Below are 26,903 nucleotides of genomic sequence, written 5' to 3' on the forward strand. Positions count from 1 at the left end.
CTGCTCGCCTCCCTACCCACCCTGGCCGTCTACATCATCCTCGGCCGCTACTTCATCGGCGGCCTCATGTCCGGCTCCGTCAAGTAACTTGGCGCCGCAGCGAAGCGAGGCGCCAAAGTTATTGCCCGCCCGGCGAAGCCGCGCGCGCCTGGGTGTAGGCGAACCAGGTCAGCATGCCGAAGAGCCAGACCGCGCCGAGCACCAGCGTCAGCAGCAGGATCTGCAGCCACGGCGCCGGGGCGAGCCAGCCGAGCAGAACCGCGGCCGCCGCGGCCACGGTGAGCGCCACCGACACCGGGCGGTAGACCGGGGCGAGGGTCCGCCAGTCAGCGAGGGACGTCGCGATGACGATGAGTGCGAGGACGCCGACCGCCACCGACAACGACAGGACCATCGGCGCCGGATCGGGAGCGTGGCCCTGCGATGCATGCCCGACCATGCTCACCATGACGGCGCCCGTGGCGGCGATCGTCATCGTCACCGGGAGATGACCCACGAGCCACCGCGACAGGGAGCCGCGCCGCGAGCTCACGCGGCGCGCCCCCACGAAGTCGAAGTAGCTCCACCAGTAGGCGAACCCGATCCCCAGGCCCAGGATGCCGGTCGCGACGGCGATGGGCGTGCGGCCGGCCCCGACGATGCCGTTCACGACACCCACGACGACCTCGCCCAGCACGATGATGGTGAACAGGTCGAACCGCTCGACCATGGATGGGCTCGCGTTCGCGCTGGTGTCGCGGGTCGCGCCGGTGCGCCAGTCCAGGACGACGATGCCGGCAAGCCAGCCCACGACCACGAGTGTCCACACCGCGAGGCGTGCGCCGTCCGGCAGCCAGGCGCTGGCCCCGACGGCTGTGGCGGAACCGAAGACCCCGACGATGTACGGCGTCGTCGTCGGGCGGAACGACGGGTCGTCCTGGCGGCGAACGGAGTACCACAGCCAGCCGAGCAGCAGCAGGAACGCGCAGTAGACGAGGGCGAAAGCGGTCCCGTCGGCGCCCGTCGCCTCGCCGGTGTAGACAGCGAGGAGCGCGATCAGGCCCATCTGCAGGAACACGTAGGTTCGGGTCCGCCCCTCCGCGCGTCCATGGAGGTCGTGGTAGACCGCGCCGTTGATCCAGGCGAGCCAGATCAGCCCGAACACGACGGCGAACTGGCCCAGGGCGGCCCATGAGACGTGGCCAGCGAGGTGGTGGGCCGCTTGCGAGACCACGACGACGTAGACGAGGTCGTAGAACAGCTCGAGGAAGCTGACCTCTCGCTCCTCGATGACGTCGCCGTGGGCTCTCGGGGGCTTCCAGAAGTGCCGCCGGAAAGCCCCGGCGGACTCGAAGGAGAGGCGGACGCTCGCCTGTCGTGCCGGCATACGGACTCCTCGTCTCGGCTCCGATGGACGGGGTGCCTGGCACGTCCGCCGCGCGTAGTCTGCCGACGCCTCGCCCGCTCGCCTCAGCGTACGGTCGCGCCGCGACGGCCGCTGAGACTTCGCCGCCGCCCTTCGGCCGCTGCCGCCGGTCCTTCCCCACATGCCGGTGCCGTCGAGGGCTTCATGGGTCCTCTCGACGGCACCGGTTCGTCGGTTCAGCACTGGACCCGGTAGACTCTCCCGCAGTGGCCCGCCCAGTTCTGCCTCGGGTCAATTCTTCTTGGCCTGGCGGACTGTCGCCGGCCCGTCGATTCGCTCTTGCGCCGCGACCCTCACCGATGAGGCCTGTCGCGCCGGGCAGAACGACCCATCCACTGCTTTTTGGAGTACCTACCTGTGTCCACTGACACGACCTTCGCCGACCTCGGCGTGCCCACCCGACTCGTCACGGTCCTCGACGACCTCGGCATCACCGTCCCGACCCCGATCCAGGCCGCCACGCTGCCCGACTCGATCGCCGGGCGCGACGTGCTCGGCCGCGGCCGCACCGGCTCCGGCAAGACGTACGCGTTCCTCCTGCCCCTGCTGACCCGGCTCTCGCAGTCGGGCGGCCGCCGTCAGGCTCGACGCCCTCGCGCGCTGATCCTCGCCCCGACCCGCGAGCTCGCAACCCAGATCGACACCGCGCTGGCCCCGCTGGCCAAGCCCCTCGGCCTCACGTCTCAGACCGTCTTCGGCGGCGTCGGCCAGAACCCGCAGGTCCAGGGCCTGCGCGCAGGCGTCGATGTCGTCGTCGCGTGCCCCGGCCGCCTCGAGGACCTCATGCAGCAGGGCCACGTCTTCCTCGACAACATCGAGATCACGGTCCTCGACGAGGCCGACCACATGGCCGACCTCGGCTTCCTCCCCGGCGTCCGCCGGATTCTGGAGAAGACCCCGCGGGACAGCCAGCGGCTGCTCTTCTCGGCGACCCTCGACGGCGCCATCGACGTCCTCGTCAAGCGATTCCTCACCAATCCCGTGACACACCAGGCGGATTCGGCGCAGTCACCGGTCTCGACCATGAGCCATCACGTGCTCCACGTCGACAACGGGTCGCACCTGCCCGTCATCGTCGACCTGACTGCGGCCCCGGGCCGCAAGGTGGTCTTCACGCGGACCAAGCACCGCGCCAAGAAGCTTGCCCGGCAGCTCAATGCCTCCGGCGTCCCGGCCGTCGAGCTGCACGGCAACCTCAGCCAGGGCGCCCGGACGCGGAACATGGACGACTTCCACTCCGGCCGCGCGCAGACACTTGTCGCGACCGACATCGCGGCCCGCGGCATACATGTCGACGACGTCGCGCTCGTGATCCACGCCGACCCGCCCGTCGAGCACAAGGCGTACCTCCACCGTTCGGGCCGCACGGCCCGGGCCGGCAACGACGGCACCGTCGTCACGATGATGCTCGACGACCAGGTGCGCGACGTGCGCGACCTGACCCGAAAGGCCGGCATCAAGCCGACGACCACTCGCGTCGCGGTGGGTCACCCGCTGCTGGTCGAGCTCGCTCCGGGCGAGCGGTCGTATGCCGGGGCGCTCGTTCGCGAGCCCGCTCAGTCCGGGGCCAGTGGCGCTTCCGGCGGCAGTGGGCGTGGTCAGGGCCGTGGGCAGGGTCGTGGTGAGGCCCGTGGTGAGGGCCGTGCGCAGGGTGGCCGAAGCGCTGCCCAGGGCGGTCGCGGCCGTCGTGGCGGGCGTGGCCGTGGCGGCAACGGTGGCGACACCGACCGCGGCCCGGCTGCGGCCCGAGGCGACGGTCAGCGCTCGGGCCGGGGGCGCACGGGCCAGCGCGACGGAGCCGAGTCCGGCGGCGCGCAGGCTGGGCGCCGCCGCGGGTCCGGCTCCGACCGACGTGGTGGCTCGTCGACGGTCTACTCCACGAGCAGCGGCGGCAGCGCCGCGGCGTTCTCCGCCGGCTCGCGCGTCGGGTCCCGCCGCTCCCGCTGACCCGCGTCCGACTGGGTCACCGACGGCGCTCGCGCTGAGCTGAGTCGGCCTGGGTCACCGACGGCGTAGCACTGCGACCTCGGTGACCCTCGCCGACGTCGGTGACCCGTTGCGCTTGAGGTGTTGACGACCGGACCCCTGTGCTTCAGTATTTATCTACTGACATAGATAAATGGGAGGGTCTCATGATCACCTTCCGACTGGATCCCGTATCCGGAGTGCCCACGTACCTCCAGCTCGTCCAGCAGGTGGAGCATGCGCTGCGATCGGGGGCGCTGCGACCCGGCGACCAGCTGCCACTGGTCAGGGAGGTGGTCCAGGAGCTGGCGATCAACCCGAACACCGTCCTGAAGTCGTACAAGCAGCTCGAGGTGCTCGGCCTCACCGAGGGCAGACCAGGCCTCGGCACCTTCATCCGGGACGATGTCGCACCGTCGACGGCGGCTGGGTACCCGGCACTTCAGCGCCGGTTGGCCGCCTGGATCGGGTCTGCGCGCAGCCAGGGCCTCGACGACCAGGACATCCGCTCCCTCTTCTCTGCCACGCTGCACGAGATCTCTGCAGACGAGGGCATCGCATGAGCACCGCAGAGACCCGTCCGGCCCTCGAGACCACCGGCCTGGGCAAGGCATACGGGAACACCTGGGCGCTGCGCGCATGCAGCCTCGCGGTCGAGCCAGGAACGATCACCGCGCTGGTCGGGCCCAACGGCGCGGGCAAGACGACGCTGCTGCAGCTGGCCGTCGGGCTGCTGCGCCCGACCGCTGGCAGCGTCAGCGTCTTCGGGCACCAACCCGCCTCGTCGGTCGCCGCGCTGGCCTCGGTGGCCTACCTGGCCCAGGACCACCCTCTCTACCGGGGCCTCAGTGTCGCCGACCTGCTCCGCCTCGGGCGATGCATGAACCCGTCCTGGGACGATCCCTTTGCACGTCAGTACCTGTCCGCTCTCGGGATTCCGTTGCGCCACAAGGCGAACGAGCTCTCGGGCGGCCAGCAGGCGCAGGTCGCGCTGACGCTGGCGCTCGCGAGACGACCTCGCCTGCTCGTCCTCGACGAGCCGGTCGCCAGCCTCGACCCGCTGGCGCGGCACGAGTTCATGTCGGCCGTCCTTGCCGACGCAGTCGACCGCGGCACGACCGTCATCCTCTCCTCGCACGTCGTCTCGGAGCTCGGACGTGCTTGCGACCATCTCGTCGTTCTGGCGCAGGGCCGCGTGCAGGTGCAGGGCCCGATCGACACGCTGCTCGACCGCCACCGCGTCCTGCTCGGGACCTCCGCTTCCACACCCCCCGCGGGCCTGCGCCAAGTGCTCGCCAGCGCTACGCACGAGCGACAGACCACACTCGTTGTCGAGCTCGGGTCCGAACCGGTCGCCGACCCCAGGTGGGACAGCCGCCCGATCGGGCTCGAGGAGCTGGTCCTTACCTACCTGCGTGACCCCGATGCCGGGACGTATGCCGCCGATGGAGCCGTGCTGCGAGGTGTCCGATGACCTGGGTCAGCTGGCGGCTCACCCGTCCGGCCGCGATCGGCTCGGCAGTCTTCGTGACGGTGCTGACGGCATATCTCGTGCTCACCGGACTCCACCTGCGCGAGGTCATCGACTCGAGTGGTCTGCTCGCCTGCCTGGCACACGGGGGCTCTCGGCAGACCTGCCCGGACCAGGCGCTGACGTTCTACCGAACGCTGAACTCGCTCACGGGCGGTCAGCCGGTCGTCTCCTACGTCGCGCTCCTGTCGGGGGTGATCGGTGTCTTCGTCGGAGCGCCCCTGCTTGCCCGCGAGCACGAGACGGGGACCATCCGGCTCGCTCGTACGCAGTCGGTCACCCGCGGCCGCTGGTTCGCCAGCCGCGTGCTCGTGGCGGCCGCCGTCGTCGCTGCCGCGCAGACGGCACTGACCACGGCCATCGCGTACTGGCGCGGTCCATCGGACGAGCTCGACGGACGCTTCGCCCCGAACGGGTTCGACATCCTCGGCATCGTCCCTCTCGGGTATGCGCTTCTCGCGTTCGCGATCGGCGTGACGGCGGGAGGGCTGCTCCGGCGCACGCTGCCCGCACTCGCCGTCACCCTCGCCGCCTGGCTCGCAGTCCGGCTCGTCGTCGAGAACGTCCTGCGCGGGCGCTTCATGACGCCGCTGACGGTGGCGTACACCGATCGCCCCCCTGCAGTCCTGCCGTCCGGTGCCGCCGGCGACTGGGTCATGGAGACCAAGATCCCCAAGCCTGGCTCCGGATACCCGACGGTCCTGATCTACCAGCCCGCGGATCGCTTCTGGACCTTCCAGCTCCTCGAGTTCGGCATCTGCATGACCGTCGCAGTCCTGCTGGTCCTCGTCGGCGCAGCCGTCCTTCGCCGCCGCGACTGAGCACGCGCTGACACGGCGACGGAGCGACATCCGCTGTCCGACGCCCGCCGGCGCGTTGCGAAAGGGTCACGATCAGCACCGAGCGCGGCCCCCTGCCGCTCCGAAGCGCGCCGCGGCGGGTGATACTGCCCCGGCACCGTGACAACGACGGGCAACGACTGGCAACGGCGGGTGGACGACGGGCGACGAGGGGGACGCGCGGGTGGGACGGCAGGCAGGGCCCAGCGAGACGGCATACCGGCGGGGCCGGCGACGAGGCCGCAGCGACGTCACCGAGGATGTCACGACTCGCGTCGAGGTGCGCGCCGAAGGCCTGACGGTGTCGTTCGGACGCGTCGTCGCACTCGAGGGGGTGTCGGTCACGGCGCCGCCCGCCGAGCTGCTCGCTGTCACAGGCCCGTCGGGTGCGGGCAAGTCCACCCTGCTCTGGTCGCTGGCAGGCGCCCTCGCGGCGACGGCGAAGGTCAGCGGCACCGTTCGCGTCGGCGACGCAGACGTAGCCCCGAGCGGCGACCGGGATGTCACCGTCCGCCTCGGAGTCGGGCTCATCCCGCAGGGCAACGGACTCGCGTCGGTGCTCACCGCGACCGAGAACTGCCTCGTCCCGCTGCTCGAGGCCGGTGTCCCGGCGATCGAGGCCCACGAGCGGGTCCGGGCGGCGCTGGCCGCGGTCGGGCTCGAGGAGTCGGGCAACCACCTCGTCGAAGAGCTGTCCGGAGGGCAGCAGCAGCGGGTCGCCGTCGCGCGCGCCCTCGCGGGTCGACCGCGGGTGCTGCTCGCCGACGAGCCCACCTCCGAGCTCGACCACGCCAACCGCGAGCGCGTCCTGGCACTGCTCCACGACACGGCCGCCGCAGGCACGACCGTCGTCATGGCCACCCACGACCCGGAGGCCGCAGCCACCGGCTCCCACGGGATCCACCTCGACGAAGGACGGATCGCGTGGTCCAGGTGAAGGGCTCCGGCAGGAGCAGGCCCGGGGGCCTCGGCCCGTTCGCGACGGTGTGGGCCACGATCAACCACCGCCGCGCGCAGGCCGTGTCGCTGGTCCTCCTCTCGGCCCTCGTCACGGCGAGCGCGGTCCTCGGGCCGCTCTACGCACGCTCGCTCCAGCACGGACTCGCCCGGGACGCCCTCGACCGCGCCAGCGTCCTTCAGACGGGCGTGGTGGTCACCCAGTCGACCCCGTACGGCGGACGACAGGTGCCGACGCCCGCGACTGTCGAGAAGATCATCCCGCCCACGCTCGCGGCGGTGCTCGAGCCGGCGACGGCGATGGTGTCGGGACAGGTCATGCTGACCATGTCGGACAAGCGCGGTCGCCAGGGAGTCGTGACGACGGCCTATGCACCGCTCGCGGGGTGCACCCGCCTCGTCCTCACCTCCGGCCGGTGCCCGACCGCGGCCGGTGAGCTCATCGTCTCCAGCGCTGAGGCCGCCTTCGAGGGCTGGCGGGTGGGCGACAAGGTCGGGTTCGACGCCGCCGCGGGCGGACAGACCGGGCCACGCAAGCAGCCGTCCACGGCTCGCCTCGTCGGCACCTACGACCCAGTCGCCGACGAGGCGTACTGGTGGAACGTCACGCTCACGGGTCGCGCCGGCACGGTGGTCAGCCGCGGGCTGTCGACCGCAGCCCAGGTCGACACCCCGATCGTCGCGCCTGCGTTCTTCGACGCGCACCCCGAGAGCACGACACTGACCGTGACTCACGCGCTGCGTCGTGCCGACGTCGGTGTCGACGAGCTCCCCGGTCTGGTGGCGGCCATCGAGAAGGCGACCCAGAACTTCGGAGACGACGCCTCGCCGACGACGCTCACCACCGGTCTCGACCGGATCGGGGAGACCGTCGTGCTCGGTCAGCAGCAGGCGTCGCTCCTCGTGCCGCTCCTGCTCGGGCAGCTCGCACTGCTCGCGGTGGTCGTCCTCGGGCTCGCCTGCGCCGCCGCTGTCGAACAGCGCCGTCCTGAGATCGCCCTCGCCCGGCTTCGCGGCGAGGGCGTCACCGGCGCGCGCCGGCTCGTCGTCGCCGAGCTCGGCACGCTCGTCGCCCTTGGCGTGCCCGTCGGCTTCGGCATCGCGATGGTCGTCGACCTCGTGGCCGCCCAGTTCTGGCTCCCTGCAGGGGTGCCACTCGACGTGCCGGTGTGGGCGTATGCCGCCGCGCTGGCCGCGCTCGCAGGTGGCCTTGGTGCGGCCCTCCTCGCGACGAGATCCGCTCTGCGAGAACCGATCCCATCCCTGCTGCGCAGCGTCCCACCGCGCCAACGCCTCCTCGCCGTCGGCATGCTCGACGCCGTCGTCATCACGGTGGCCGCCGCGGGGGTCGTCACGATCGTCAGCGGCAACGTCTCGGGTCCGCTCGCGATGGCGACGCCCGTGCTCCTCGCCCTCGCCGTCGGCCTGCTGCTCGCTCTCGTCATCGTCCCCGTCGCCGCCGCGGTGGGCCGAGCCGCGCTGCGCCGCGGCCGGGTCACTTCTGGGCTCACCGGCGTCCAGCTGGCGAGACGTCCCGCCGTCCGCCGCCTCGTGGCCATCGTCACCGTCGCGACCGCGCTGCTCGTCTTCGCGACCGACGCGTTCCTCGTCGCCGAGCGCAACCGCGAGCAGCGGGCATCGCTCGAGACCGGTGCCCAGGTCGTGCTGCGCACCGACTCCAAGGACCCGGTTGCGCTTCGCCAGCTGCTTCGCACTCTCGACCCGGCATCCTCGTTCTTCGCGCCAGTCGCCCAGCTGAGCGCCAGCAACCCGTCGTCGCTGGGCACGATGGCGGTCGTCCCGGAGGCCATGGGCCGGATCGCGAACCCTCCTTCTGGCGGCGCGGCCGACACGGCTGGCGCGGCCGACACGGCTGGCGCGGCCGACACGGCTGGCGGGGCCGGCACGGCTGGCGCGCCCGGCACAGCCGCGGCGGACGGCGCCGCCGGCTCGGACGGCGCCAGCGCCGGCTCGGACGGCGCCACGGCCGCCGGGCCCGGGAGAGCCGACCGCGCTGACGCCGACTCGGTCGACTGGAGCCGCCTGTCGACCAGGGCAGGTGCCTCCACCGAGATCGTCGGCCGCACCATCAGCGTGACGGTCTCCGACGTCGTCATCGACAAGGTTGCTCCGGGTCCACCGCCGACCGGCTCTGACCCGAGCGGCTCGGGCGGCGCCCCTGGGCCGCGCGCACGCAACGTGCTGCTGCTGCGCGCAGAGCTCACCGACGCGCGCGGCGAGGCGAGCGTCGTCGTGGTCGGGGCGATCCCGTTCAAGCCCAACGGGCCAGTGCGGCTGAAGGCCGCGGTCCCGTGTGATCCCAACGCGTGCACCCTCACCGGCATCTCGCTCGACCGCACCCCGGACGAGACGCGCCTCATCCTCGGCCACGTCCGGCTGGACGGCATACGCGGGTCTGCGTCCGCGCCACTCGCTCTCGGGGGTCTGACCTGGATGGGCTCTGGGACGGCATACGGCCGGGCTCAGCTTGCCTGGGACCGGCCTGGCTTCGGGGAGCTCACGCCCGACCGGAGCCGCCCCGGCTCGGCGGTGCTGTCGTTCGGCTCCACCGGCGGGATCGTCTCGGTGACGGCGAGCCCGCCCCCGGTGCCGGCCATCGTCGTGCCCGCGACGGAGGGCAAGACGCCAACGGCAACGTCGGCGCTCGGCTTCCTCGGCGACAACGTCAATGTCACCGAGCTCGGGCGGGCTCGAGTCGCCCCCGGTGGCCGCACGAACGTCACTCTCGTCAGCTACGACGCGCTCGCCCAGCGGACCCAGCGCCTTTACGCCACAGGCGAGCTCGAGGTCTGGATCTCAGACCCGAACAGGCTCGGAACAGTGAAGCGGGCACTCGACGGCGCCGGCATCGCGGTGCGCGGCACGACCGAGCGGGCCGAGGTCGTCGCGACGTTCGACCGCTCCGCCTCGGCGTGGTCGCTGCGGCTCGCACTCGTCATCGGCATCCTCGCGCTGGTGCTCAGCGCTCTCGTCCTGCTGCTGCTGACGGTGACGTCGTGGCGCACCCGGTCCAAAGACCTCGCGACCCTCCGGCTCGCCGGCGTGCCCGAGCGACGGATCCGTCGCGTCGTCGTGGCCGAGCAGGTCGTCGTCATCGGGTCGGCGGTCGTCGTGGGCGCCGTGTGCGGCTACGTCGGGGCCCAGCTGTCGCTCGGCCTCGTCCCCTTCTTCACGACCCCGTCGGACACGTTCGTGCGCGACCTGGATCCCGCGACCGGTCCGATGGTCGCAGTGGCTGCTTTGACGTTCGTGTGGCTCGGTGCCGTCGGCACCGTCCTCGGCCTCTGGCTCGCGCGACGAGCCGTCGTCTCGCGAGTGAGGGACCAGTCATGACCGTGTCGGCGCGCGCCTCCGCGAAAACCCTTGCGGCGCCGGCCTTCCCGTCGCGGGAGCGCCGCGGGCTCGACGTCACGACCCGAGGCCTCGTCGTCATCTACCGGTCGGAGGGCCACGATGTGGCGGCCCTGTCGGGCATCGACCTACAGGTGCGCTCGGGGGAGGTCGTCGGCCTCCTCGGCCCGAGCGGCGCCGGCAAGTCGACACTGCTCACGGTGTTCGGCGGGCTGCTCGAGCCGAGCGCGGGACGCGTGCTCATCGGCCATCACGACATCAAGGGGATGGGCCCGTCGCAGCTCGACGAGTTCCGTGCCGGTGACGTCGGCTTGGTGCTCCAGGGCGCCGGACGCAACCTGCTGCCGTACCTCACGCCGCGTCAGAACGTCGCCTTCGCACAGCGGCGGGCGCGCCGGATCGGCCGCGACGTGCCCGAGGTCCGCGAGGTTCTGGCGCTGCTCGGCATCGAGCCCATCGCCGACCGGGAGCTCGACACGCTCACCCCCGGCCAGCTCCAGCTGACCGCGATCGGCGTCGGGATCGCTTGTTTCCCAGGGCTGCTCCTCGGCGACGAGCCAACGAGCCAGCTCGACCACGAGTCACGCGACCGCGTCCTCGACGCGCTGCACGACATCAGCTCGCGCCTCGGCTCGACGGTCATCGTCGTGACCCACGACCCCGAGGTCGCCGCCCGGCTGCCGCGCACCGTGACGATCCGCGACGGGCGCGTCGGCTCGGAAGGCCGGCTGGGCGAGGAGTATGCCGTCGTGTCGGCCGACGGGTCCGTGCCCTTGTCGGGTGCCGCGCTCGACGACTTCCCCCCAGGTGCGCTCGTGCGCCTGCGCCACGACGGGACGTCATGGCTGCTCGAGTCGCCGGACGAGGGCACTGCAGGCGACGGCGACGGCGACGTCGGCGACGGGACCTCGGAGGCCCACCTGGCCTGACCGGGCGGCGCCGTCGGTCACCTGCGCTTGCCGTCAATACGTGCGGACCTGCCCTGGTGACTCCGGACGCCCGAGAATGCGGGAACGCCAGGAGGCCGATCAGGGTCTGAGGATCGCTACGATCGCGCCAACATCCGAGGGGGTTCCATGGTCGCCGTCTTCATCGGCATCGGCGTGCTGGGTCTGCTGCTGCTCGTCGTCTCGCTGATCGCGGGCGAGTTCCTGCACGGGCTGCTCGACTCGTTCGGCAGCGACATCCTGTCCGGGGCGGCCATCGCCGGATTCCTCGCCGCGTTCGGGTTCGTCGGGGCTCTCGTTGCGCAGGGCACAGACAACGCAGCCGTGTCGTCCCTCGCAGGCCTGGCCGCCGGCCTGCTCGTCGGCTGGGCTGCGGGCAAGGCGACGACCGGCCTGATGAGGGGCGGCGACGAGGCGACCGTCCGGACGACCTCGCTGGTCGGCGTCACCGGGACCGTCGTCGACGAGATCCCTGACACCGGGTTCGGCAAGGTCAGCGTCGTCGTCGCCGGTCACCTGACGCGCCTGCATGCCCGGTCGCCCGAACCCATCGAGGCGGGAACGCCCGTGCGGGTCACCGCCGTCCTATCGCCGACCTCCGTCCAGGTGGCCCGGTCCGACGACCGCTACTGACCGACGGACGTCTCGCACTCACACCCACTCACCGAAAGGCCACCGAACGATGCCGTTCGACCTGCCCGTAACCCTGCTGTCCGTCCTCGGCCTCGTCCTGGCCGTCATCCTGCTCGGTGCGGTCATCGCCCAGCGGTACAAGGTGGCTGGGCCGCACGAGGCCTTCATCGTCACCGGCCGGGGAGGCCGGGCCGTCCGCAACGCAGAGACCGGAGCCGTCTCGACCGACCTGTCCGGCCAGAAGGTCGTCATGGGTGGCGGTGTCTTCGTCGTGCCGTTCGTCCAGCGCCTCCATGTCCTCGACCTCTCGAGCCGCCGCATCATGGTGCAGATCCGTGGCGCGGTCTCGGGGCAGGGCGTCAAGCTCAACCTCGACGGCGTCGCCATCGTCAAGGTCGGCGGCAACGAGGACTCGATCCGCGCAGCCGCGCAGCGCTTCCTGCGCCAGCAGCAGGAGATCGAGACGTTCACCCAGGAAACGCTCGCCGGCTCGCTCCGGTCGATCGTCGGCTCGCTCACCGTCGAGCAGATCATCCGGGACCGGGCTGCCTTTGCGCAGCGGGTCGCCGACGAGTCTGAGACGTCGCTGACCGGCCAGGGCCTGGTGCTGGACACCTTCCAGATCCAGGACATCACCGACGACGGGACCTATCTGTCCGACCTCGGGCGCCCGGAGGCGGCCCGGATCGGTCAGACGGCCGCGATCGCCGAGGCGAATGCGCGCCAGGCTGCGGAGCAGGCCCGGCTCGCCGCCGAGCAGGAGATCGCTGTCGCGAACCGGCAGCTGGCCCTGAAGCAGTCCGAGATCAAGGCCGAGATCGACGCCGCCGCTGCGCAAGCCTCGTCCGCGGGCCCACTCGCCCAGGCAGACCGGGACCAGGCGATCCTCGCCGAGCAGGAGAAGGTCGCCGTCCGTCAGGCGGCCCTGAAGGAACGGCAGCTCGACACCGAGGTCCGCAAGCCGGCCGACGCAGCCCGGTACCGGACCGAGCAGGAGGCCGAAGCCGCGCGCACCGCCGCGATCGCCGCGGCGGATGCGCGCAAGGCGGCCTCGATCGCCGAGGCCCAGGCCGACGCGGAGAAGGCGCGCCTGACCGGTGAGGCCGAGAAGGCCCGCCGCACCGCGCTCGCCGAGGCCGAGGCGGTCGAGGGTGCCAAGCGCGGTGAGGCGGAGAAGGCGCGTCGTGTCGCCGAGGCCGATGCCGTTCGTGCCGAGGGTGACGCGCGGGCGGCTTCGATCCTCGCGACCGGGCACGCCGAGGCCGAGGCGATGGACAAGCGTGCCGCGGCGTTCAACAACTACAACCAGGCCGCTGTGCTGCAGATGCTCGTCGAGATCCTGCCCAACGTGGCCCGCGAGGTCGCGGCCCCGATGGCCGCGATCGACAAGCTGACCGTCATCTCCACGGACGGCGCCGGGGCGATCCCGAAGCAGGTCACCGAGAACCTCGTGCAGACCATGGAGATGCTGAAGAACGCGACCGGAGTCGACCTCGAGTCGCTGGTCCAGCGGTTTGCCGGCGGCGCCCTCGCGTCTGCCGGCCCCGCGCCCGCCGCCGTCATCGACGGCGCCCGGCGAGAGGCCGCTCCGAACAACTGACCGTCGGCGAGTCTTGCGTGAAGGTCTGCCGGTCCTGGTGGTGATCACCCCGGAAACCGGCAGACCTTCCGCTTGCCCAACCGAGCACTCTCAACGCCGGGGTCCGCCGCTCCGCTGGCCACCACCTACGAGTTCCGAAGGTCGCATGCCATCGCACAGGTGTGATCGGTGGTGAGTTGCGAGCCAGACCACTGAATCGGTAGCCTGAGGCATCGCTTCCACCGACCACGGTGGCACGTGAGGAGGCATGACATGACCGAGACGACGCAGGCACTTCCCGCCCATGACCCGGCGACCCGGCGCAACCTGCCGGTGGACTCGCGGCCCATCGACCCGGGGCGCGTCGAGCGGCTGCTCGCGGCCGAGTGGGAGCGGTTCACGTCCTGGTCACAGGCCTCCGGCGAGCACAACGCCCGGGCGAGCAGGTCGCTGCCGCTCGGGGTGACCAGCTCGTTCCAGCACTGGGAGCCGTACCCGATCTCGATCGCGTCCGCCCGTGGCGCGTGGCTCACGGACGTCGACGGCACCCGCCTGCTCGACCTGTCGATGGGCTTCGGCGCCATGCTCGTGGGCCACCTCAACCCACGCGTCGTCGAGTACGTCAGCGAGGCGCTCAACCACACCGGCACCCTCTTCGTCACGCCGTCGCCGCAGGCGACCGAGATGGCCGAGCGCTTCCAGGCGCGGTTCGGCCTCGACCTGCTGCGCTTCACCAACTCCGGCACCGAGTCGCTGATGTACGCGATCCGGTGCGCCCGGGCGTTCACGCGGCGCAAGGCGATCATCAAGATCGAAGGCGGCTACCACGGCGGCTACGACGGCCTCCAGGTGTCGGTCAAGCCCGACCTCGCCGACATCGGCCCGGCCGACGCGCCGGTGCCCGAGGTGCCGTTCGACGTCGAGGCGGGCACGGTGCACGTCATCGCCTACAACGACCTCGGGCAGCTCGAGCGTGTCCTCGCTGAGCACGGCTCCGACGTGGCCGCGCTCGTCGTCGAGCCCGTCATCGAGAACCTGTCCATCGTCGTGCCCGACGAGGGGTACCTTGCCGGCGTCCGCTCGCTGTGCGACCAGTACGGCGTCGTCCTCGTCTTCGACGAGGTCAAGACGGGCCTCACCGCAGGGTATGCCGGCGCGGCCCAGCGACTCGGCGTGCAGCCCGACCTCATCACCCTTGCCAAGTCGATCGGCGGCGGGCTGCCGCTCGCGGCGTTCGGCGGCAAGCGAGAGGTCATGGAGGTCGTCGTCGACGGGAGGATGGCGCACTTCGGCACCTACAACGGCAACCCGCTGGTGATGGCTGCAGCGCGCGCTGTCGACGAGATCTGCACGGTCGAGGCTCTCGACGTCGCCGAGGCGATGAACAACCGCGCGATGGACGCGATGGACGAGATCATCCGGGCGCACGAGCTGCCCGCACACACCGTCGGGATGGGCGTCAAGGGCTGCGTGACGTGGTCTGCGACCCCGGTGCGCAACTATCGCGACTACAAGGCCACCGACTTCGGCCTGGCCGAGCTGTCCTGGCTGTGGGGCGTCAACCGTGGCGTGCTCACGCCGCCCGGACTCGACGAGCAGTGGCTCGTCTCGCTCGCGCACACCGATGCGGACATGGCGATCCTCATCGAGGAGTTCCGCGACCTCGCGACGGCGCTGCGCGCCTGAGGAACGTGCCGCCGACGGCGCTCAGCTCGTCGTCGTCGGCGATGTCGGGAGCATTGCTCCGCCGACTGGCTCACCAGATCCGACGACTCGTGGCACCGTGGATGGGTCATGGCTCGACTGTGGCCATGACCCGTTCCGGTCGTTCCGGCAGTCACAGGCCGGCCGCGTGAAGGAGCCACCGTGTCAGACCAGGCGTCAGACCAGCCGCCAGACCAGGCGTCAGACCAGGCGTCAGACCAGCCGCCAGAGCCAATAGGCACAGCCACACCAGAACCAGGCACGACTGAACCGGGCAGCCCTGAACAGGGCAGCCCCGAACGGGGCAGCCCTGAGCAGGCCAGCCCTGAGCAGGGCAGGCGCGCATGGTCGACTGGCACCCTCGTCGGTGCGCTGCTCGTCGCCGGGATCGTCGGCGGCGCCGTCGGTGCCCTGACGATGGCCCGGCTGGCTCCTGGTGACGACCGTGCCTGTCGCAGTGTCGATCTCGCGCAGCGAACGCTGCCGTCGGTGGTGACAGTGCTGACGTCCGGCGAGTCCGGCTCGGGCAACGGCACCGGGCAGCTGATCCGACCGGGCGGGTACGTGCTGACCAACTACCACGTCATCGCTCCGGTCCTCTCGGGAGGCGCTCTGAAGGTCCAGTACTCCGACGGCGAGCGCACCGACGCGACCGTCGTCGGCAGCGACCCCGCGACCGACCTCGCGGTCATCAAGGCATCGGACGGCGCCGCGGACCGGCCGCTCATCACGATCGGCACGTCGGGGTCGCTCCGGGCGGGCCAGCCGGTCGTCGCGCTCGGTGCGCCACTCGGGCTGCAGAGCACCGTGACCGCCGGCATCGTCAGCGCGCTCGGCCGCCAGATCACGGTCCCGCTCGCCTCCGGCACGGCGCACCTCATCGACGCGATCCAGACGGATGCGTCGATCAACCCCGGCAACAGCGGTGGTCCGCTCGTGGACTGCGCGGGTGAGCTGATCGGGGTCAACACCGCGATCTCCACCGTGCCGAACGCCGAGGGAGTCGGCGGAGGCGGCAGCGTCGGAGTCGGGTTCGCGATCCCGATCGACCTGGCGAACCCCATCGCCGACCAGCTCATCAGCACCGGCCGGGCGCTGCACCCGGACCTGGGGCTCACCGCTCAGGCGCTCGTCGCCGAGGCCGGTGATGCGCCACCGGGGCTCTTCGTCACGAGCGTCGACCCCGGCGGCCCTGCGGACAAGGCGGGGGTCAAGGTCGGCGACGTCATCGTCGGCATCGATGGGCAGTCCGCTCGCTCGCTGGAGCAGCTGGTCCTGAAGACCCTGAAGCGCAACGTCGGTGACAGCGTCGCGGTCGTGCTCCTGCGTCAGGGGCAGAACGTCGATGCCAAGATCGTTCTCGGCGAACCACGTTGAGGCGCAGACCAACCAAGGGGCGAATGCCCAGCCCAGCCAGGACGGAGACAAGCCATGAGCACCGCGTGGAACCCGTCGGAGCTTGACCGGATCGGCGGCGCGACCGAGCTGCACGTCACCTCGGTACGGGCCGACGGCTCGCTGCGCCGCTACGTCACCATCTGGGGCGTCAGGGTCGGCGACGACCTGTACATCCGGTCGGCGTATGGCAGCGACAACCCGTGGTTCCGCCGCGCCCGCCGCAGCGGCAAGGGTCGCGTTCGTGCCGGCGGTGTCGAACGCGACGTGACGTTCGAGGCACCTGCCGCGGACGTCCACGACAGGATCGATGCGGCATACCACGCGAAGTACGACCGCTACGGCCCGCAGATCGTCGGCACGGTCGTGGGGCCGAAGGCCGCTGAGGTGACCCTCCGGGTGGCGCCGCGCGACTGAGGGTCGCCGAAGCTCAGGCACCACCGGGGGTCAGGGTCGGGGCACACGCCGTCCCACGTGCTGTCCTGACGACAGCGCGCGCGACCTGTGCCCCGACCGTCCCCTCCCGCCGGGTGCCCCGTCGCTACGCGGCGGACTCGTCGACGCTGTTGGCGCCGTCGATCATGACGGCGGCAACGACCCCGTATGCCGCCGCCCACGCCCGCTCGTACTGCTCGGTCCACGCGTCGCCCGCTACCTGCGCCATGGCGGCGAGGAGTACCTCGCCGACCACGGGGTAGTGCTCGGGGAGTGCGCCGTACCGGACGTGCCGGGCTCCGAGGTCACGCAGCTTGGGCACGACGGAGTCGAGGTCACGCAGTGACCGGCGCAGCAGCACGAGCGCCGCGAGGAGCATGCCCTTCTGCCGCAACAGGTCCGTCCCGGCGAACAGCGGCCGCACACCCGGGGCCACCGTGAACAGGCGCGAGTAGAACGCGTCCATGAGCTCGTCGCCGCGAGGCGCGATGAGGTCGAAGCTGGTTTCGAGCGAGTCGATGTCGAGGTCCATGATCTTCCTGTCGTGAGGATGGCGACCTGTTCGAGTGTCCGCACGACGACAGCGCGCCGGGAGGTTCTGGCCCGCCCGGTGAATGTCGCTCTCGCGTCGACGATCTGGCGGTTCTCCGCCAACAGCGTCGTCGACAGTCGAGCCAACGGCCGAGCCAACGGTCCAACTACGGGCCGAGCTAGCGGCCGAGCAGGGCGAGGACGGCGAGCACCCGGCGGTTGTCGTCCTCGCTGTCGGGCAGCCCGAGCTTCTGGAAGACGGCCTGCACGTGCCGCTCCACCGCCCGGGGGCTGAGGAAGAGCTGCTTGGCGATCGCCCGGTTCGACCGGCCCTCCGCGACGAGCGAGAGCACGGCACGCTCGCGGTCGGTGAGCTCGTCCAGTGCGGATCGGCGCCGGCCTCCGACGAAGCTCTTGACGACCTCCGGGTCGAAGGCGGTGCCCCCGGCCGCGACGCGCTCGACCGAGTCGATGAACTCGGCGACGTCTCGCACTCGGTCCTTGAGCAGGTAGCCGACTCCAGAGGCGTCGTCTCCGACCAGCTCGAGCATGTAGGCGGGCTCGAGATGCTGGGACAGGACGAGGACGGCCACGCCCGGGTGCGAGCGCCGGATCTCGGCCGCCGCGCGGAGGCCGTCGTCGGCGTACCCGGGCGGCATACGGACGTCCACGACGGCGACGTCGGGAGCAAGCGAGCGAACCTTGACGAGCAGGTCGTCGGCGCTGCCGGACCGCCCCACGACCTGGTGCCCGGCGTCCTCCAGCAGCGAGGCGATGCCCTCGCGCAGCAGTGCGCTGTCGTCGGCGACGACGATGCGCAGGGGACTGCTGGTCACGAATCCTCGATCCGGGATCGCCAGCTCACTGGCGGCGGCGTCCCATGGGGCGTACAAGTTGGTCTGTGGGCACTGGTCGCCTCGGCGGTGTCGTCGACGACGGCAACATTCAGCAGGTCGAGCATGCCGTCGCCCGCATCCTCGCTGAAACCGACCGGCCTGTCGAGGTGTATGCCGCTGTGCTTCGCGCCATCGGCGGCTCGCTCGGCTGGGAGCTGGGCGCCGTGTGGGAGGCCGGCCCCGGAGACGGCCTGCTGCGGTGCGTCCGGACCTGGCACTCGGGCTCGGGTGCGCCGGAGTTCGAGGCGCTGAGCGAGCGGATCCTGCTGGCGGTAGGCGAAGGGCTCCCGGGCCAGGTCGTTGCGTCGGGGGAGCCGGTGTGGCTCGTCGACGCTCCGGAGGACGCGAACTTCCCTCGGGCAGCGATCGCGCGGCGCGCTGGTCTGCACGCCGCGTTCGGGTTCCCGCTCCTGTCACCCCGGGGCGTGGTGGGGATGATGGAGTTCTTCACTCGGGACCTGCGGCAGCCGGACGAGCGCCTGCTGGCGACGATGCGCGAGATCGGCAGCCAGGTCGGGCAGTACGTCACCCGGCGGCAGGCCGAGGAGGCCGTGCGCGCCAGCGAGTCGCGGCTGCGGGCGATGCTCGAGGCTGCGCTCGACGCCGTGGTGACGATGGACGACCGGGGCCGGATCGTGGGCTGGAACCACGCTGCGGAGACCACCTTCGGCTACCGCGCCGACGAGGTCCTCGGCCGCGAGATGGCCGACACGATCGTGCCGCCGGCGCTGCGTGCCGCGCACCGCTCGGGTCTGGCACGGTTCCTCGAGACCGAGCAGCCTGTGATCCTCGACCGGCGGCTCGAGCTGACGGGCATGCACAGGAACGGGACCGAGTTCCCGGTCGAGCTGACGATCACGCGGATCCCCTTGCCGGGGTCGCCGACCTTCACCGGTTACCTCCGGGACATCACCGACCGCAAGCGCGCGGAGGCTGAGCTACGGGCGTCTCGGGCCCGGCTCGTCGAGGTCGCGGACACCGAGCGCGCGAGGATCCAGCGCAACCTCCACGACGGCGCGCAGCAGCGGATCACGGCCGTGCTGCTCAACCTCGGCCGGCTGCGGGAGTCCCCGCAGCCGCGCTCCGACCTCATCGACAGCGCGATCGACGAGCTGTCCGCGGGACTCGAGGAGATCCGCGAGCTGGCCCAGGGGCTGCACCCGTCCGTGCTGTCCGAGCGCGGGCTCGCCACCGCCCTCGAGGCGCTCGCCCTGCGCGCCACCATGCCCGTCGATCTCCACTGCGACGTCCGGCCCTGGCTCCCGGGACAGGTCGAGGCGGCGGCGTACTACGTCGTGGCCGAAGGCCTCACCAACGCCCAGAAGCACGCCGGCGCCTCGCGGGTCACGGTCCGGGTCCGGACCGCCGACCGCACGCTCGTCGTCGAGGTGCTCGACGACGGGGGCGGCGGTGCGGACGTGGAAGGCAGCGGTCTGCGAGGTCTCGCGGACCGGGTCGAGGCGCTCGGCGGAAAGCTGTCCCTCGAGTCCCCGCCGAGAGGTGGGACGCGCCTTCTTGCACGCATCCCCCTCGGCGTGGAGGCTACTGAGCCGACCTAGATCTCAGACGGTTCCGCAACCTCAGGTGCTCAGCGTGACGACGTCCCCGGCCTTGACCTTGGTCCCGGCCGTCGGGACTGTGGTGCGCACGCGGTCGCCCGGCTGGGCAGTCGATGGGTTCAGCACCGAGTTGAGCTTGAGATTGTTGAGAACGCGTTGGGCCTGTGCGATGGTCATGTCCTCGAGCCCAGGAAAGTCCACGGCGGTGGGGCCGAAGGCGGCGTCCAGGAAGTTCTTCTGCGTCTGCTCGTTGGACTTCGACGCGAAGTAGAACGCGGTCACCGTGCCGGCCGATGCGACGATGCCGCCGATCAGCAGGTTACGCGGAGCCGCGTCCGTGACGAAGAACGAGACCGCGCAGAACAGCAGCAGGCCCGAGACCAGCAGGATTGCGAGCCAGCCGCGAACGACCGACTTGTCCTCCGACGACTCGCCGTCCTTTCCCTTCGAGAACACCAACCGGATCAGGAAGACCAGGACGCCGGTGACCACCAGGGCCAAGGCGAGCCACAGGACCAGCGTCCCGAGGGTGGCGCCTCCGATGGTCCCAGCCGAGACCGTCGAGGGGTCGCCGGCTGCGACGACGGCGACAGTCGTGGTGGGACTGGGACTTGGACTGGGACTCGGAGTCGCGGTGATGGGTACAAACATGGGAAGTCTCCTCGCGCTGTGTGTGAAGCCGAGGCGCCTCGTCCGGCAGGTGAGCCGGCCGCCTCACCCATACCGACGGCATATCGAGACGGCCAGATACGTCGGCGCCCCCGTCCTGCCGCAGTGTTGCCAAACCCGGGACGCCGCGTGGCGGGGCTGGGAAACTAATAGGTGACGTTTGGCGGCATACGCACACTGTGGGTCGTCATCGGTCGCCGAGGTCGACGACGGGTCCCACATATACGACTAAACGACCCAACACGGACCGACTCACTCCAGGGAGGGAATCGCCATGATGCGCCTGGCCAAGCCCTCGGACAAAGGCTTCGTCCGATTCGTCCATCCATCTGGCACCTTCACGGCCTGCACCTGTATGGCGAAGTGGCTCCCGGTCGCGGAGCAGCTTGGACTGAGCCGCGGGCTCATCAAGCACAACCTGGACATCATCCAGCTGACCGGCGACGCTCCGGCGTCCAAAGGAACCCATCGTCGCGGCGGCGCATTCGACCTGCACCAGCGCAGTGACGCGTGGGTCCAGATCTTTCGCCAGATGGGCGCGCCCGCGGCCTGGCGCCGCGATACCGGTGTCTTCGCCAGCAACCAGCACCTGCACGGCGTGCTCAACGGCTGCCCGCACAACCAGCCCGTGGCGTACCAGCTCGAGGCCCAGCGTAGAGGCAAGAACGGGCTCAACCCGAGCAGCCGGGACCCCTCTCCCAGCCCGACACCCCGACGCACCTGGCAAGAGGGAATCATCTGGGCGCAGAAACAGCTGGGCGGCGCGGGACCGGCACTACTCACTGCACAGCAGACTCAGCTTGAGGAGGACATCATGGCTTCGATCGACGAACTGAGACAAGTGATCCGCGAGGAGCTCAAAGGGGTTCCCAGCGCCGTCTGGCAGGTGCCGCTGACCAACCACGATCCCAACCCGGCGGACCACGATCTCCCGAAGGCGTACAAGGCTCTGTCATACCAGGTCATGGCGAACTGGCGAACGGCGCAGAACCAGATCGCGCTGAACAACGTCACCAAGCTGCTCACGGACATCGACAACAAAGTCGTCACCGACAAGATGCTCGCCACGTCCCTGGCCGGGGTCCTTGGGCCCATCGTGCGCCAGGCCGGGCTGGATGTCGGGCTGACCCCGGCGAATGCGGACAAGCTCGTCGACAAGGTCAAGGCGCAGCTCGGCGCCGCGTGAGCTGAGGCTGCATCGGAGGGGCCGCCGCCATCCAACGGCCGTGGGCCGGTCGACAGCCCTGGGCCAGCCAACACCCGGCCCAGCGTGAGGACCGGGTGCTCAGGGCTCCCCGGCGTCAGTAGCAGAACCTACGGGCTCTAGTTCCGCGGAGCCCACGGCCTCCAGTTCCTCTGTGCTGCCGACGCGCCCGGCGGAGCCCAGGTCGCCGACGGCCGCCAGCTCGTCCGTCGTCCCGACCAGTCCAAGGCCGTCGGGCGAGATGCCCGCCGGACCCCCGTCCGCCGGACCCCCGCTCGCCGGACCCCCGCCTGCCGGCTGAGGGCTCATCGGGCCGCCGGCCCCGGGCTGGCCCGGCTGCGCGTTAACGACCACGACAGTGCCGGTGTCGTCGTCCGAGTCCGACCCGTCCGAGGGTGGCGGGCTGACCGTGAAGGTGTCGGTGCTGGTGACCTGGCTCGTGCCGGTGTCGAGGGTGATCAACCCGTCCTGGGCGTCCCCCGGCACCTCGACGTCCAGCGTGGTGTCGTTCTGGCTCAGGATTCTTGCCTCTGCATCCGCGGTGAAGAGCACGCGCTTCACCGACGTCAGGCTGGTGCCCGTGATGCTGACCGGGGTGCCCGGTGGGCCCTCCTTCGGGGTGAAGTCCGTCATCGTGGTGGCGGGGGTGGTGGTGATGGAGTCGCTGCCCGGGTCCGGCTTGGTGAACAGGGTTTGGAAGACCTCCTTCATCTTCTCCGCGGCCTGTGCGGAGAACCACCCGACCATCGCGGCGATGGCCGTGATGCCGAAGGCGTCCGGCTGGCTGGCACTGTTCGCGCCAGGCAGGAGTCCCGCCCGCAGGGCGAGGTAGACGATCGTGGCGATGACCGCCCCGATGAACGGGAGCAGCAGATAGGACGGGATCCAGCTCTTGACGAACTTGCGCTCGCCGACGTATTTCGCCAGTGAACGCAGCCCGTAGAGCATGGAGCCGATGACGCCGGCAACGGCGACGATGACGAAATACTGCTGGTCACGGGTGAGCGTGACCTCCCACCGGAAATAGGTGAACTTCGCCGGTGGCGGAGCCGCGAGACTCGGTGCGAGCGGAGCGGGCCAGAAGCTCCACAGGGCGTACAGTGCGAACGCCGCGGTCAGCGCCATCAGGCTCGCGACGATCACCACGCCGGTGGCAGAAACAGGCTTGGAGCCAGGTCCTGGACGTGTCTCTTGCGGTTCCTGAGTCGCCTGGATCGCGCTCATGGTCGCCCCTTTCCCGGATGGCGTCGCTGCTGGTGCACCAGGGCTGAATGTCGTGACGTCAGGCGCCATCCATGTGGTTTGCGCGAACGAACCTCTGGGCACGAGTATCCTCCGGCTCCCATTCGGTCTCACCGAATTCGAGAAAGCCGCGACATCCGCGCATCCGGGCATTCTTCGCTCAGTCAGGCAAAAGCGCGGAATCCTCCAAGACGGCCGGATCGTCAGTCGGTGCCCGGAGCAAGGACGATGTCGAAGCGGGTGCGCGACCAGGTGCCGTCGACGTCACGACCGTCCGGCGTCGGCGTGCCAGGCGGCTGCCGGAAGAAGTCCACGACGAGCGAGTCCTTGACCCCGAAGACACTGTCGGTGGCCAGGTGCTCGTCGCCGCTGACGAAGATGTGGGTGACGAGGGTGCGCAGCCCGTCGGCGCGGACCATGAAGTGCAGGTGGGGTGCACGCATCGGAGTCCGCGACGCGGCCTCGAGCAGCCGTCCGACAGGCCCGTCGTCGGGGATCGGGTAGGGCGTCGGCGTGACGGCCCAGAAGCGGTACTCGCCGTCGTCTCCCGTGAGCAGGTATCCGCGGGCAGCCGTGCGGTCGTCCGCATACTGCACGTCGTAGAAGCCGTCCGCGTCGGCCTCCCACACGTCGATGCGCGCACCCGCGACAGGCTCACCCTGCGTGTCCGTGACCGTGCCCTCGACCCAGCACGGCTCGCCCGGCGCCCCGGCCGCGATGTCGCCGCCCGCCTCGATGCGCGGCGCGGACTCCGTGAAGAACGGGCCGAAGACTGTCGCCTCGGTCGCGTTCTCGTAGGCCTCGTTGTTGACAGCGATCGTCTGCATCGACACCCCGAGCACGTCTGACAGCAGGACGAACTCCTGGCGCCGGTCGTCCGTCAGGTGGCCCACGTCGGTGAGGAACGAGATCGCCTGGTCCCACTCGCGCTCCGTGAGCCGGACCTCGCGCACGAGCGCGTGCACGTGCCGCACCACCGCCTGCATGACCTCCCGGAGCCGCGGGTCGGCCGTGTCGGCGAACGATGCGACGACCCGCTCGACCAGCGCCTCCTCGCGGGCCCGTTGCTGCGCGGAGACGTATGCCGTCCGGCCGGGGTCCGACGCCGGTGCCGTGTCGCTCATGCCGGCTCCTTCCGCGCTGCGTCGCGCGAGCACGTGTGGTACGTGTCCCAAGGTCTCACGTCACGCTCCGGACCGGCGCCCAAACCCGCGCCGATGCCACCACTGCCACCACAGCCACCACAGCCACCACCCACCCGCTCGCCCCACCCGGACTGCCACGGCATGCCTCCACGCTGGTATGCCCAGGCTCGGCCGGCGCCGCGCGACGGGGCGTGACGTTCGTGCGATCCGCCCTCACGACCGTCGAACCGAGTCCACAATCGCTGGCATGGGCATGCCGCTTCGGACCCGGCTGTTCGTCGCCGCGCTCGAGCGGAGCGGGACGACGAGGCTCGACGTCCGAGACGCCGCATCGCTGCGACGCTCGCGTGTGAGCGTCCCTCCGACCTTTGCTCCGTTCTCCTGGGTCACCGGGCCGGTGCACGCGGACGTGGAGCGGTTCGACACCGACTTCCGTGCCCGCGACGGTGCGCGAGTCCCGTTGCGCGTCAGCCGTCCCCGCAGCCGAACTGGCCGAGCCGCGGGCCGAGCGCCGGGCCGCACCGAGGGCTCGCTCCCTGTTGTCGTGCACTTCCACGGCGGCGGATTCATCTCCGGGACGCCGCGCCAGGACGACCCCCTCTGCTCGTACCTGTCCCGCGCACTCCCGGCCGTCGTCGTCAATGTCGACTACCGCCTCGCTCCCGAGCACCGGTTCCCCGTCGCGCACGACGACGCGTTCGACGCTGTTCGGTGGGTGGCGGCGAATGCGGGACGCTGGGGCGGCGACGGCGAGCGGCTCGCGGTCGTCGGCGCGAGCGCCGGCGGCAACCTCGCGGCCGCGACCTGCCTCCAGGCGCGGGACCAGGGCGGGCCTCGGATCGCCGTGCAGGCCCTGCTCTGTCCCGCCACGGATGCCACCCGCAGCATGCCGGCCCATCGAGAGCCGAGCCGGCCGCTGCTGTCCCACGCGTACATCGAGCAGGCACTGAGCAGCTATGTCGAGCCGGGCGTCGACCTCGAGGACCCCCGTCTGTCGCCCCTGCTGGCCCACGACCTCGGCGGCCTTCCGCCCGCTCTCGTGCAGACCGCGGAGCTGGACTCGCTGCGCGACGACGGGGTGGAGTATGCCGTCCGGCTGGCCGCCGCCGGAGTCCCCGTGCGGGCGACGACCTACCTGGGTGTCCCACACGGCTTCTACCGGTTCCCAGGTGCGACCCTCATCGGGAACCAGGCCCGCCACGAGCTCGCCACCGAGCTACGCGCCCGACTGTGGTGACGGCATACGGGGGCAGTGTCATCTGATGTCTGCAACAGTCAGCGCGTCTTCTTGATGATCTTCATCGTGATGCGCGAGTCGACCCGCGCGATCGCCGGGTCGCCGAGGAGCCGGGTGATGAGCCAGCGCTCGTACGCAGCGGCGTCGGGCACCTGCACGCGGATGAAGTAGTCGGGCAGGCCGAACATCCGGCGCAGCTCGGTGACCTCAGGCATGTCGGCGACGCGCTGCTCGAACGCCTCGACCGTCGCGAGGTCCTTGGCGGTGATCTCGGCGTGCAGCATCACCTCGAAGCCGCGCCCGACGCTCTCGGGGTCGAGCACCGCGACGTAGCCGGCGATCACCCCGTCGGCCTCGAGCCGGCGGACCCGTCGCAGGCACGGTGCCGGGGTCATGTCAGAGAGCATGGCGCCGCCGGTGGTCTTGCCGCTGCCTCCTCCCGGGACCACCGTGCTCGGCCGGGAGAGCTTGTGCGCCGCGTTCGGGTATGCCGCCCGGTCGAGTGGCGTCATCTGGGCCGGCCTGTTCGCTCTCGGCATCGGCTTCGGGGTCCTCGTCGTCAGCCACGGCCTGCCGTGGTGGCTGGCGCCGGTGATCTCGGCGACGCTGTTCGCGGGGTCGGTGGAGTTCCTGCTCGTCGGGATGCTCGCTGCGGCGGCGCCTGTCGCCGCCATCGCGACGACGACGTTCCTGGTCAACTCCCGGCACCTGTTCTACGGGCTGTCGTTCCCGGCCGACCGGGTCCACAGCCGCGTCGGCAAGGCGTACAGCGTGTTCGCCCTCTGCGACGAGGCATATGCGATCGCCACCAGCACCGACCCGGAGCGGCTCAGTGGCCGGCGACTCGTGCTGACCCAGGCCGGCCTGCATCTGTCGTGGGCGACCGGAGCTTTCGCGGGTGCACTTCTCGGTGCGACCTTCCTGAACGACCTGCGCGGGCTCGACTTCATCCTCACGGCGCTGTTCATCGTGCTCGCGCTCGATGCCTACCGCGACCGGCCCGACCCGGTGACGCTCGTCCTCGGTGCCGTCGCGGGGGTCGCCGCACACCTCCTTGCACCCGGCTCGATGCTGCTCACCGCGATGGCGATGTTCACGGTGGCGCTGGCAGCGCGCCATCACCTCGTCCGGGCGGGGCGACGTCCGCGCTCGCCCGCGGATGGGAGTTCCGATGAGTGAACCCGCTTATGTCGCAACTGCGCTCGCGGTTGCAGTCGCGATCACCGTGACACTCCGGGCAGCCCCGTTCGCGATGAAGAGGGTCCTCCGCGACTCGGTCCTGCTGGCCGACCTCGGCCGCTGGATGCCGCTCGGGGCGGTCACGGTCCTCGCGCTCTATTGCCTCCTGTCGATCGACCTGACCCGACCGGGGCACGACCTCAGCCGCGTCGCCGCGGTCGTCGCGACCGTCGTCGTCCACCTGTGGCGGCGCAACGCCGTCCTGAGCATCGTCGCCGGGACCGTCACATGTCTTCTGCTCGCCAACCTCGCGCACCTCTGACGAGCGCGTCAGAGCGGGCCGGGCGGCGTGGCCTGGGCAGGCTAGGGGCGGCCTCGTCCGTCTGGGGCCGACCACGGCGCTACGAGCGTTCGGGTTGCAGCGTTTCAACCCCGTCACCTGTGCTCGTGAGGCCCAAGTGGTGCCTGCCGACCGCATG

At 70.9% G+C, this 26,903-nt stretch carries 24 protein-coding genes and 1 pseudogene; 18 read left to right on the forward strand and 7 right to left on the reverse strand.

Annotated elements, in window-relative coordinates:
* Positions 1–87 (forward strand): annotated as a pseudogene (locus tag ACYVLP_RS00745) (carbohydrate ABC transporter permease); the annotation flags it as partial.
* 31 nt (positions 88–118) lie between these two features.
* Here ACYVLP_RS00745 and ACYVLP_RS00750 read toward each other — a convergent pair.
* Complete coding sequence (locus ACYVLP_RS00750) at positions 119–1,366, reverse strand: low temperature requirement protein A (RefSeq protein ID WP_460625436.1); 1,248 nt, start codon at positions 1,364–1,366, stop codon at positions 119–121.
* Between the two features lie 396 nt (positions 1,367–1,762).
* Here ACYVLP_RS00750 and ACYVLP_RS00755 point away from each other — a divergent pair, with 396 nt between their 5' ends.
* The 12 genes from ACYVLP_RS00755 to ACYVLP_RS00810 all read left to right on the forward strand — a co-directional run bounded on the left by ACYVLP_RS00755 (position 1,763) and on the right by ACYVLP_RS00810 (position 16,744).
* Positions 1,763–3,352, forward strand: a complete 1,590-nt coding sequence (locus ACYVLP_RS00755; RefSeq protein ID WP_460625437.1) for a DEAD/DEAH box helicase — start codon at positions 1,763–1,765, stop codon at positions 3,350–3,352.
* 185 nt (positions 3,353–3,537) lie between these two features.
* A complete protein-coding gene (locus ACYVLP_RS00760) occupies positions 3,538–3,933 on the forward strand; it encodes a GntR family transcriptional regulator (protein WP_452271281.1) in 396 nt (131 codons plus the stop codon).
* Positions 3,930–4,844, forward strand: coding sequence for an ABC transporter ATP-binding protein (locus ACYVLP_RS00765; RefSeq protein WP_460625438.1), 915 nt, complete (start codon positions 3,930–3,932; stop codon positions 4,842–4,844). Before ACYVLP_RS00760 ends, ACYVLP_RS00765 begins: the two co-directional genes overlap by 4 nt.
* Positions 4,841–5,722, forward strand: a complete 882-nt coding sequence (locus ACYVLP_RS00770) for an ABC transporter permease subunit (protein WP_460625439.1) — start codon at positions 4,841–4,843, stop codon at positions 5,720–5,722. The genes ACYVLP_RS00765 and ACYVLP_RS00770 overlap by 4 nt, the downstream gene beginning before the upstream one ends.
* 202 nt (positions 5,723–5,924) lie before the next feature.
* The gene (locus tag ACYVLP_RS00775) at positions 5,925–6,677 is read left to right on the forward strand and encodes an ABC transporter ATP-binding protein (protein ID WP_460625440.1); all 753 of its coding nucleotides are present in this window, start codon (positions 5,925–5,927) and stop codon (positions 6,675–6,677) included.
* Positions 6,665–10,051, forward strand: coding sequence for an FtsX-like permease family protein (locus ACYVLP_RS00780; protein WP_460625441.1), 3,387 nt, complete (start codon positions 6,665–6,667; stop codon positions 10,049–10,051). Before ACYVLP_RS00775 ends, ACYVLP_RS00780 begins: the two co-directional genes overlap by 13 nt.
* Positions 10,048–10,998 carry an ABC transporter ATP-binding protein gene (locus tag ACYVLP_RS00785; protein WP_460625442.1) on the forward strand — a complete coding sequence of 317 codons (951 nt, stop codon included), beginning with the start codon at positions 10,048–10,050 and terminating at the stop codon, positions 10,996–10,998. Before ACYVLP_RS00780 ends, ACYVLP_RS00785 begins: the two co-directional genes overlap by 4 nt.
* Before the next feature lie 147 nt (positions 10,999–11,145).
* Positions 11,146–11,649, forward strand: coding sequence for an NfeD family protein (locus ACYVLP_RS00790; RefSeq protein ID WP_460625443.1), 504 nt, complete (start codon positions 11,146–11,148; stop codon positions 11,647–11,649).
* Between the two features lie 49 nt (positions 11,650–11,698).
* Positions 11,699–13,249 (forward strand): flotillin family protein, encoded by a 1,551-nt coding sequence (locus tag ACYVLP_RS00795; protein WP_460625444.1) that lies wholly within the window; start codon positions 11,699–11,701, stop codon positions 13,247–13,249.
* Positions 13,250–13,501: 252 nt separating this feature from the next.
* Entirely contained in the window at positions 13,502–14,914 is a 1,413-nt protein-coding gene (locus tag ACYVLP_RS00800; protein ID WP_460625445.1) for an aspartate aminotransferase family protein, read from the forward strand.
* Positions 14,915–15,094: 180 nt separating this feature from the next.
* A complete protein-coding gene (locus ACYVLP_RS00805; protein ID WP_460625446.1) occupies positions 15,095–16,309 on the forward strand; it encodes a S1C family serine protease in 1,215 nt (404 codons plus the stop codon).
* Between the two features lie 54 nt (positions 16,310–16,363).
* Positions 16,364–16,744: a DUF2255 family protein gene (locus ACYVLP_RS00810; RefSeq protein WP_460625447.1), complete on the forward strand. Its 381-nt coding sequence runs from the start codon at positions 16,364–16,366 to the stop codon at positions 16,742–16,744.
* A gap of 124 nt (positions 16,745–16,868) precedes the next feature.
* Here ACYVLP_RS00810 and ACYVLP_RS00815 read toward each other — a convergent pair whose 3' ends face one another.
* Complete coding sequence (locus tag ACYVLP_RS00815; RefSeq protein WP_460625448.1) at positions 16,869–17,294, reverse strand: globin domain-containing protein; 426 nt, start codon at positions 17,292–17,294, stop codon at positions 16,869–16,871.
* Between the two features lie 178 nt (positions 17,295–17,472).
* Positions 17,473–18,129, reverse strand: coding sequence for a response regulator transcription factor (locus ACYVLP_RS00820; RefSeq protein ID WP_460625449.1), 657 nt, complete (start codon positions 18,127–18,129; stop codon positions 17,473–17,475).
* 65 nt (positions 18,130–18,194) lie between these two features.
* On the opposite strand from ACYVLP_RS00820, the gene ACYVLP_RS00825 reads away from it, so the two are divergent.
* Positions 18,195–19,748, forward strand: coding sequence for a PAS domain S-box protein (locus ACYVLP_RS00825; protein WP_460625450.1), 1,554 nt, complete (start codon positions 18,195–18,197; stop codon positions 19,746–19,748).
* 21 nt (positions 19,749–19,769) lie between these two features.
* On the opposite strand, the gene ACYVLP_RS00830 is transcribed toward ACYVLP_RS00825, so the two are convergent.
* Complete coding sequence (locus ACYVLP_RS00830) at positions 19,770–20,399, reverse strand: PASTA domain-containing protein (RefSeq protein ID WP_460625451.1); 630 nt, start codon at positions 20,397–20,399, stop codon at positions 19,770–19,772.
* 292 nt (positions 20,400–20,691) lie between these two features.
* Here ACYVLP_RS00830 and ACYVLP_RS00835 point away from each other — a divergent pair, with 292 nt between their 5' ends.
* Positions 20,692–21,603: a hypothetical protein gene (locus tag ACYVLP_RS00835; RefSeq protein WP_460625452.1), complete on the forward strand. Its 912-nt coding sequence runs from the start codon at positions 20,692–20,694 to the stop codon at positions 21,601–21,603.
* Positions 21,604–21,702: 99 nt separating this feature from the next.
* Here ACYVLP_RS00835 and ACYVLP_RS00840 read toward each other — a convergent pair whose 3' ends face one another.
* Together ACYVLP_RS00840 and ACYVLP_RS00845 are read right to left on the reverse strand one after the other, a co-directional pair.
* Positions 21,703–22,845, reverse strand: coding sequence for an IPT/TIG domain-containing protein (locus ACYVLP_RS00840; RefSeq protein ID WP_460625453.1), 1,143 nt, complete (start codon positions 22,843–22,845; stop codon positions 21,703–21,705).
* Between the two features lie 221 nt (positions 22,846–23,066).
* Positions 23,067–23,987, reverse strand: a complete 921-nt coding sequence (locus ACYVLP_RS00845) for a dioxygenase family protein (RefSeq protein ID WP_460625454.1) — start codon at positions 23,985–23,987, stop codon at positions 23,067–23,069.
* Positions 23,988–24,255: 268 nt separating this feature from the next.
* Here ACYVLP_RS00845 and ACYVLP_RS00850 point away from each other — a divergent pair, with 268 nt between their 5' ends.
* Complete coding sequence (locus tag ACYVLP_RS00850) at positions 24,256–25,245, forward strand: alpha/beta hydrolase (protein ID WP_460625455.1); 990 nt, start codon at positions 24,256–24,258, stop codon at positions 25,243–25,245.
* 38 nt (positions 25,246–25,283) lie between these two features.
* On the opposite strand, the gene ACYVLP_RS00855 is transcribed toward ACYVLP_RS00850, so the two are convergent.
* Entirely contained in the window at positions 25,284–25,640 is a 357-nt protein-coding gene (locus ACYVLP_RS00855) for an Lrp/AsnC family transcriptional regulator (RefSeq protein ID WP_460625456.1), read from the reverse strand.
* Here ACYVLP_RS00855 and ACYVLP_RS00860 point away from each other — a divergent pair.
* Positions 25,639–26,424, forward strand: a complete 786-nt coding sequence (locus tag ACYVLP_RS00860; RefSeq protein ID WP_460625457.1) for an AzlC family ABC transporter permease — start codon at positions 25,639–25,641, stop codon at positions 26,422–26,424. The genes ACYVLP_RS00855 and ACYVLP_RS00860 overlap by 2 nt on opposite strands.
* Positions 26,417–26,746: a branched-chain amino acid transporter permease gene (locus ACYVLP_RS00865; protein WP_460625458.1), complete on the forward strand. Its 330-nt coding sequence runs from the start codon at positions 26,417–26,419 to the stop codon at positions 26,744–26,746. Before ACYVLP_RS00860 ends, ACYVLP_RS00865 begins: the two co-directional genes overlap by 8 nt.
* Positions 26,747–26,903: the final 157 nt, after the last annotated feature.

It is taken from the genome of Intrasporangium mesophilum (assembly GCF_054783095.1).

Bases quoted from the DNA above. Each gene is read 5' to 3' on its own strand.
- ACYVLP_RS00750 (WP_460625436.1), bottom strand. From the start codon at position 1,366: ATGCCGGCACGACAGGCGAGCGTCCGCCTCTCCTTCGAGTCCGCCGGG.
- ACYVLP_RS00760 (WP_452271281.1), top strand. From the start codon at position 3,538: ATGATCACCTTCCGACTGGATCCCGTATCCGGAGTGCCCACGTACCTC.
- ACYVLP_RS00765 (WP_460625438.1), top strand. From the start codon at position 3,930: ATGAGCACCGCAGAGACCCGTCCGGCCCTCGAGACCACCGGCCTGGGC.
- ACYVLP_RS00770 (WP_460625439.1), top strand. From the start codon at position 4,841: ATGACCTGGGTCAGCTGGCGGCTCACCCGTCCGGCCGCGATCGGCTCG.
- ACYVLP_RS00785 (WP_460625442.1), top strand. From the start codon at position 10,048: ATGACCGTGTCGGCGCGCGCCTCCGCGAAAACCCTTGCGGCGCCGGCC.
- ACYVLP_RS00790 (WP_460625443.1), top strand. From the start codon at position 11,146: ATGGTCGCCGTCTTCATCGGCATCGGCGTGCTGGGTCTGCTGCTGCTC.
- ACYVLP_RS00795 (WP_460625444.1), top strand. From the start codon at position 11,699: ATGCCGTTCGACCTGCCCGTAACCCTGCTGTCCGTCCTCGGCCTCGTC.
- ACYVLP_RS00800 (WP_460625445.1), top strand. From the start codon at position 13,502: ATGACCGAGACGACGCAGGCACTTCCCGCCCATGACCCGGCGACCCGG.
- ACYVLP_RS00810 (WP_460625447.1), top strand. From the start codon at position 16,364: ATGAGCACCGCGTGGAACCCGTCGGAGCTTGACCGGATCGGCGGCGCG.
- ACYVLP_RS00815 (WP_460625448.1), bottom strand. From the start codon at position 17,294: ATGGACCTCGACATCGACTCGCTCGAAACCAGCTTCGACCTCATCGCG.
- ACYVLP_RS00830 (WP_460625451.1), bottom strand. From the start codon at position 20,399: ATGTTTGTACCCATCACCGCGACTCCGAGTCCCAGTCCAAGTCCCAGT.
- ACYVLP_RS00835 (WP_460625452.1), top strand. From the start codon at position 20,692: ATGATGCGCCTGGCCAAGCCCTCGGACAAAGGCTTCGTCCGATTCGTC.
- ACYVLP_RS00840 (WP_460625453.1), bottom strand. From the start codon at position 22,845: ATGAGCGCGATCCAGGCGACTCAGGAACCGCAAGAGACACGTCCAGGA.
- ACYVLP_RS00845 (WP_460625454.1), bottom strand. From the start codon at position 23,987: ATGAGCGACACGGCACCGGCGTCGGACCCCGGCCGGACGGCATACGTC.
- ACYVLP_RS00850 (WP_460625455.1), top strand. From the start codon at position 24,256: ATGGGCATGCCGCTTCGGACCCGGCTGTTCGTCGCCGCGCTCGAGCGG.
- ACYVLP_RS00860 (WP_460625457.1), top strand. From the start codon at position 25,639: ATGTCAGAGAGCATGGCGCCGCCGGTGGTCTTGCCGCTGCCTCCTCCC.
- ACYVLP_RS00855 (WP_460625456.1), bottom strand. From the start codon at position 25,640: ATGACCCCGGCACCGTGCCTGCGACGGGTCCGCCGGCTCGAGGCCGAC.
- ACYVLP_RS00865 (WP_460625458.1), top strand. From the start codon at position 26,417: ATGAGTGAACCCGCTTATGTCGCAACTGCGCTCGCGGTTGCAGTCGCG.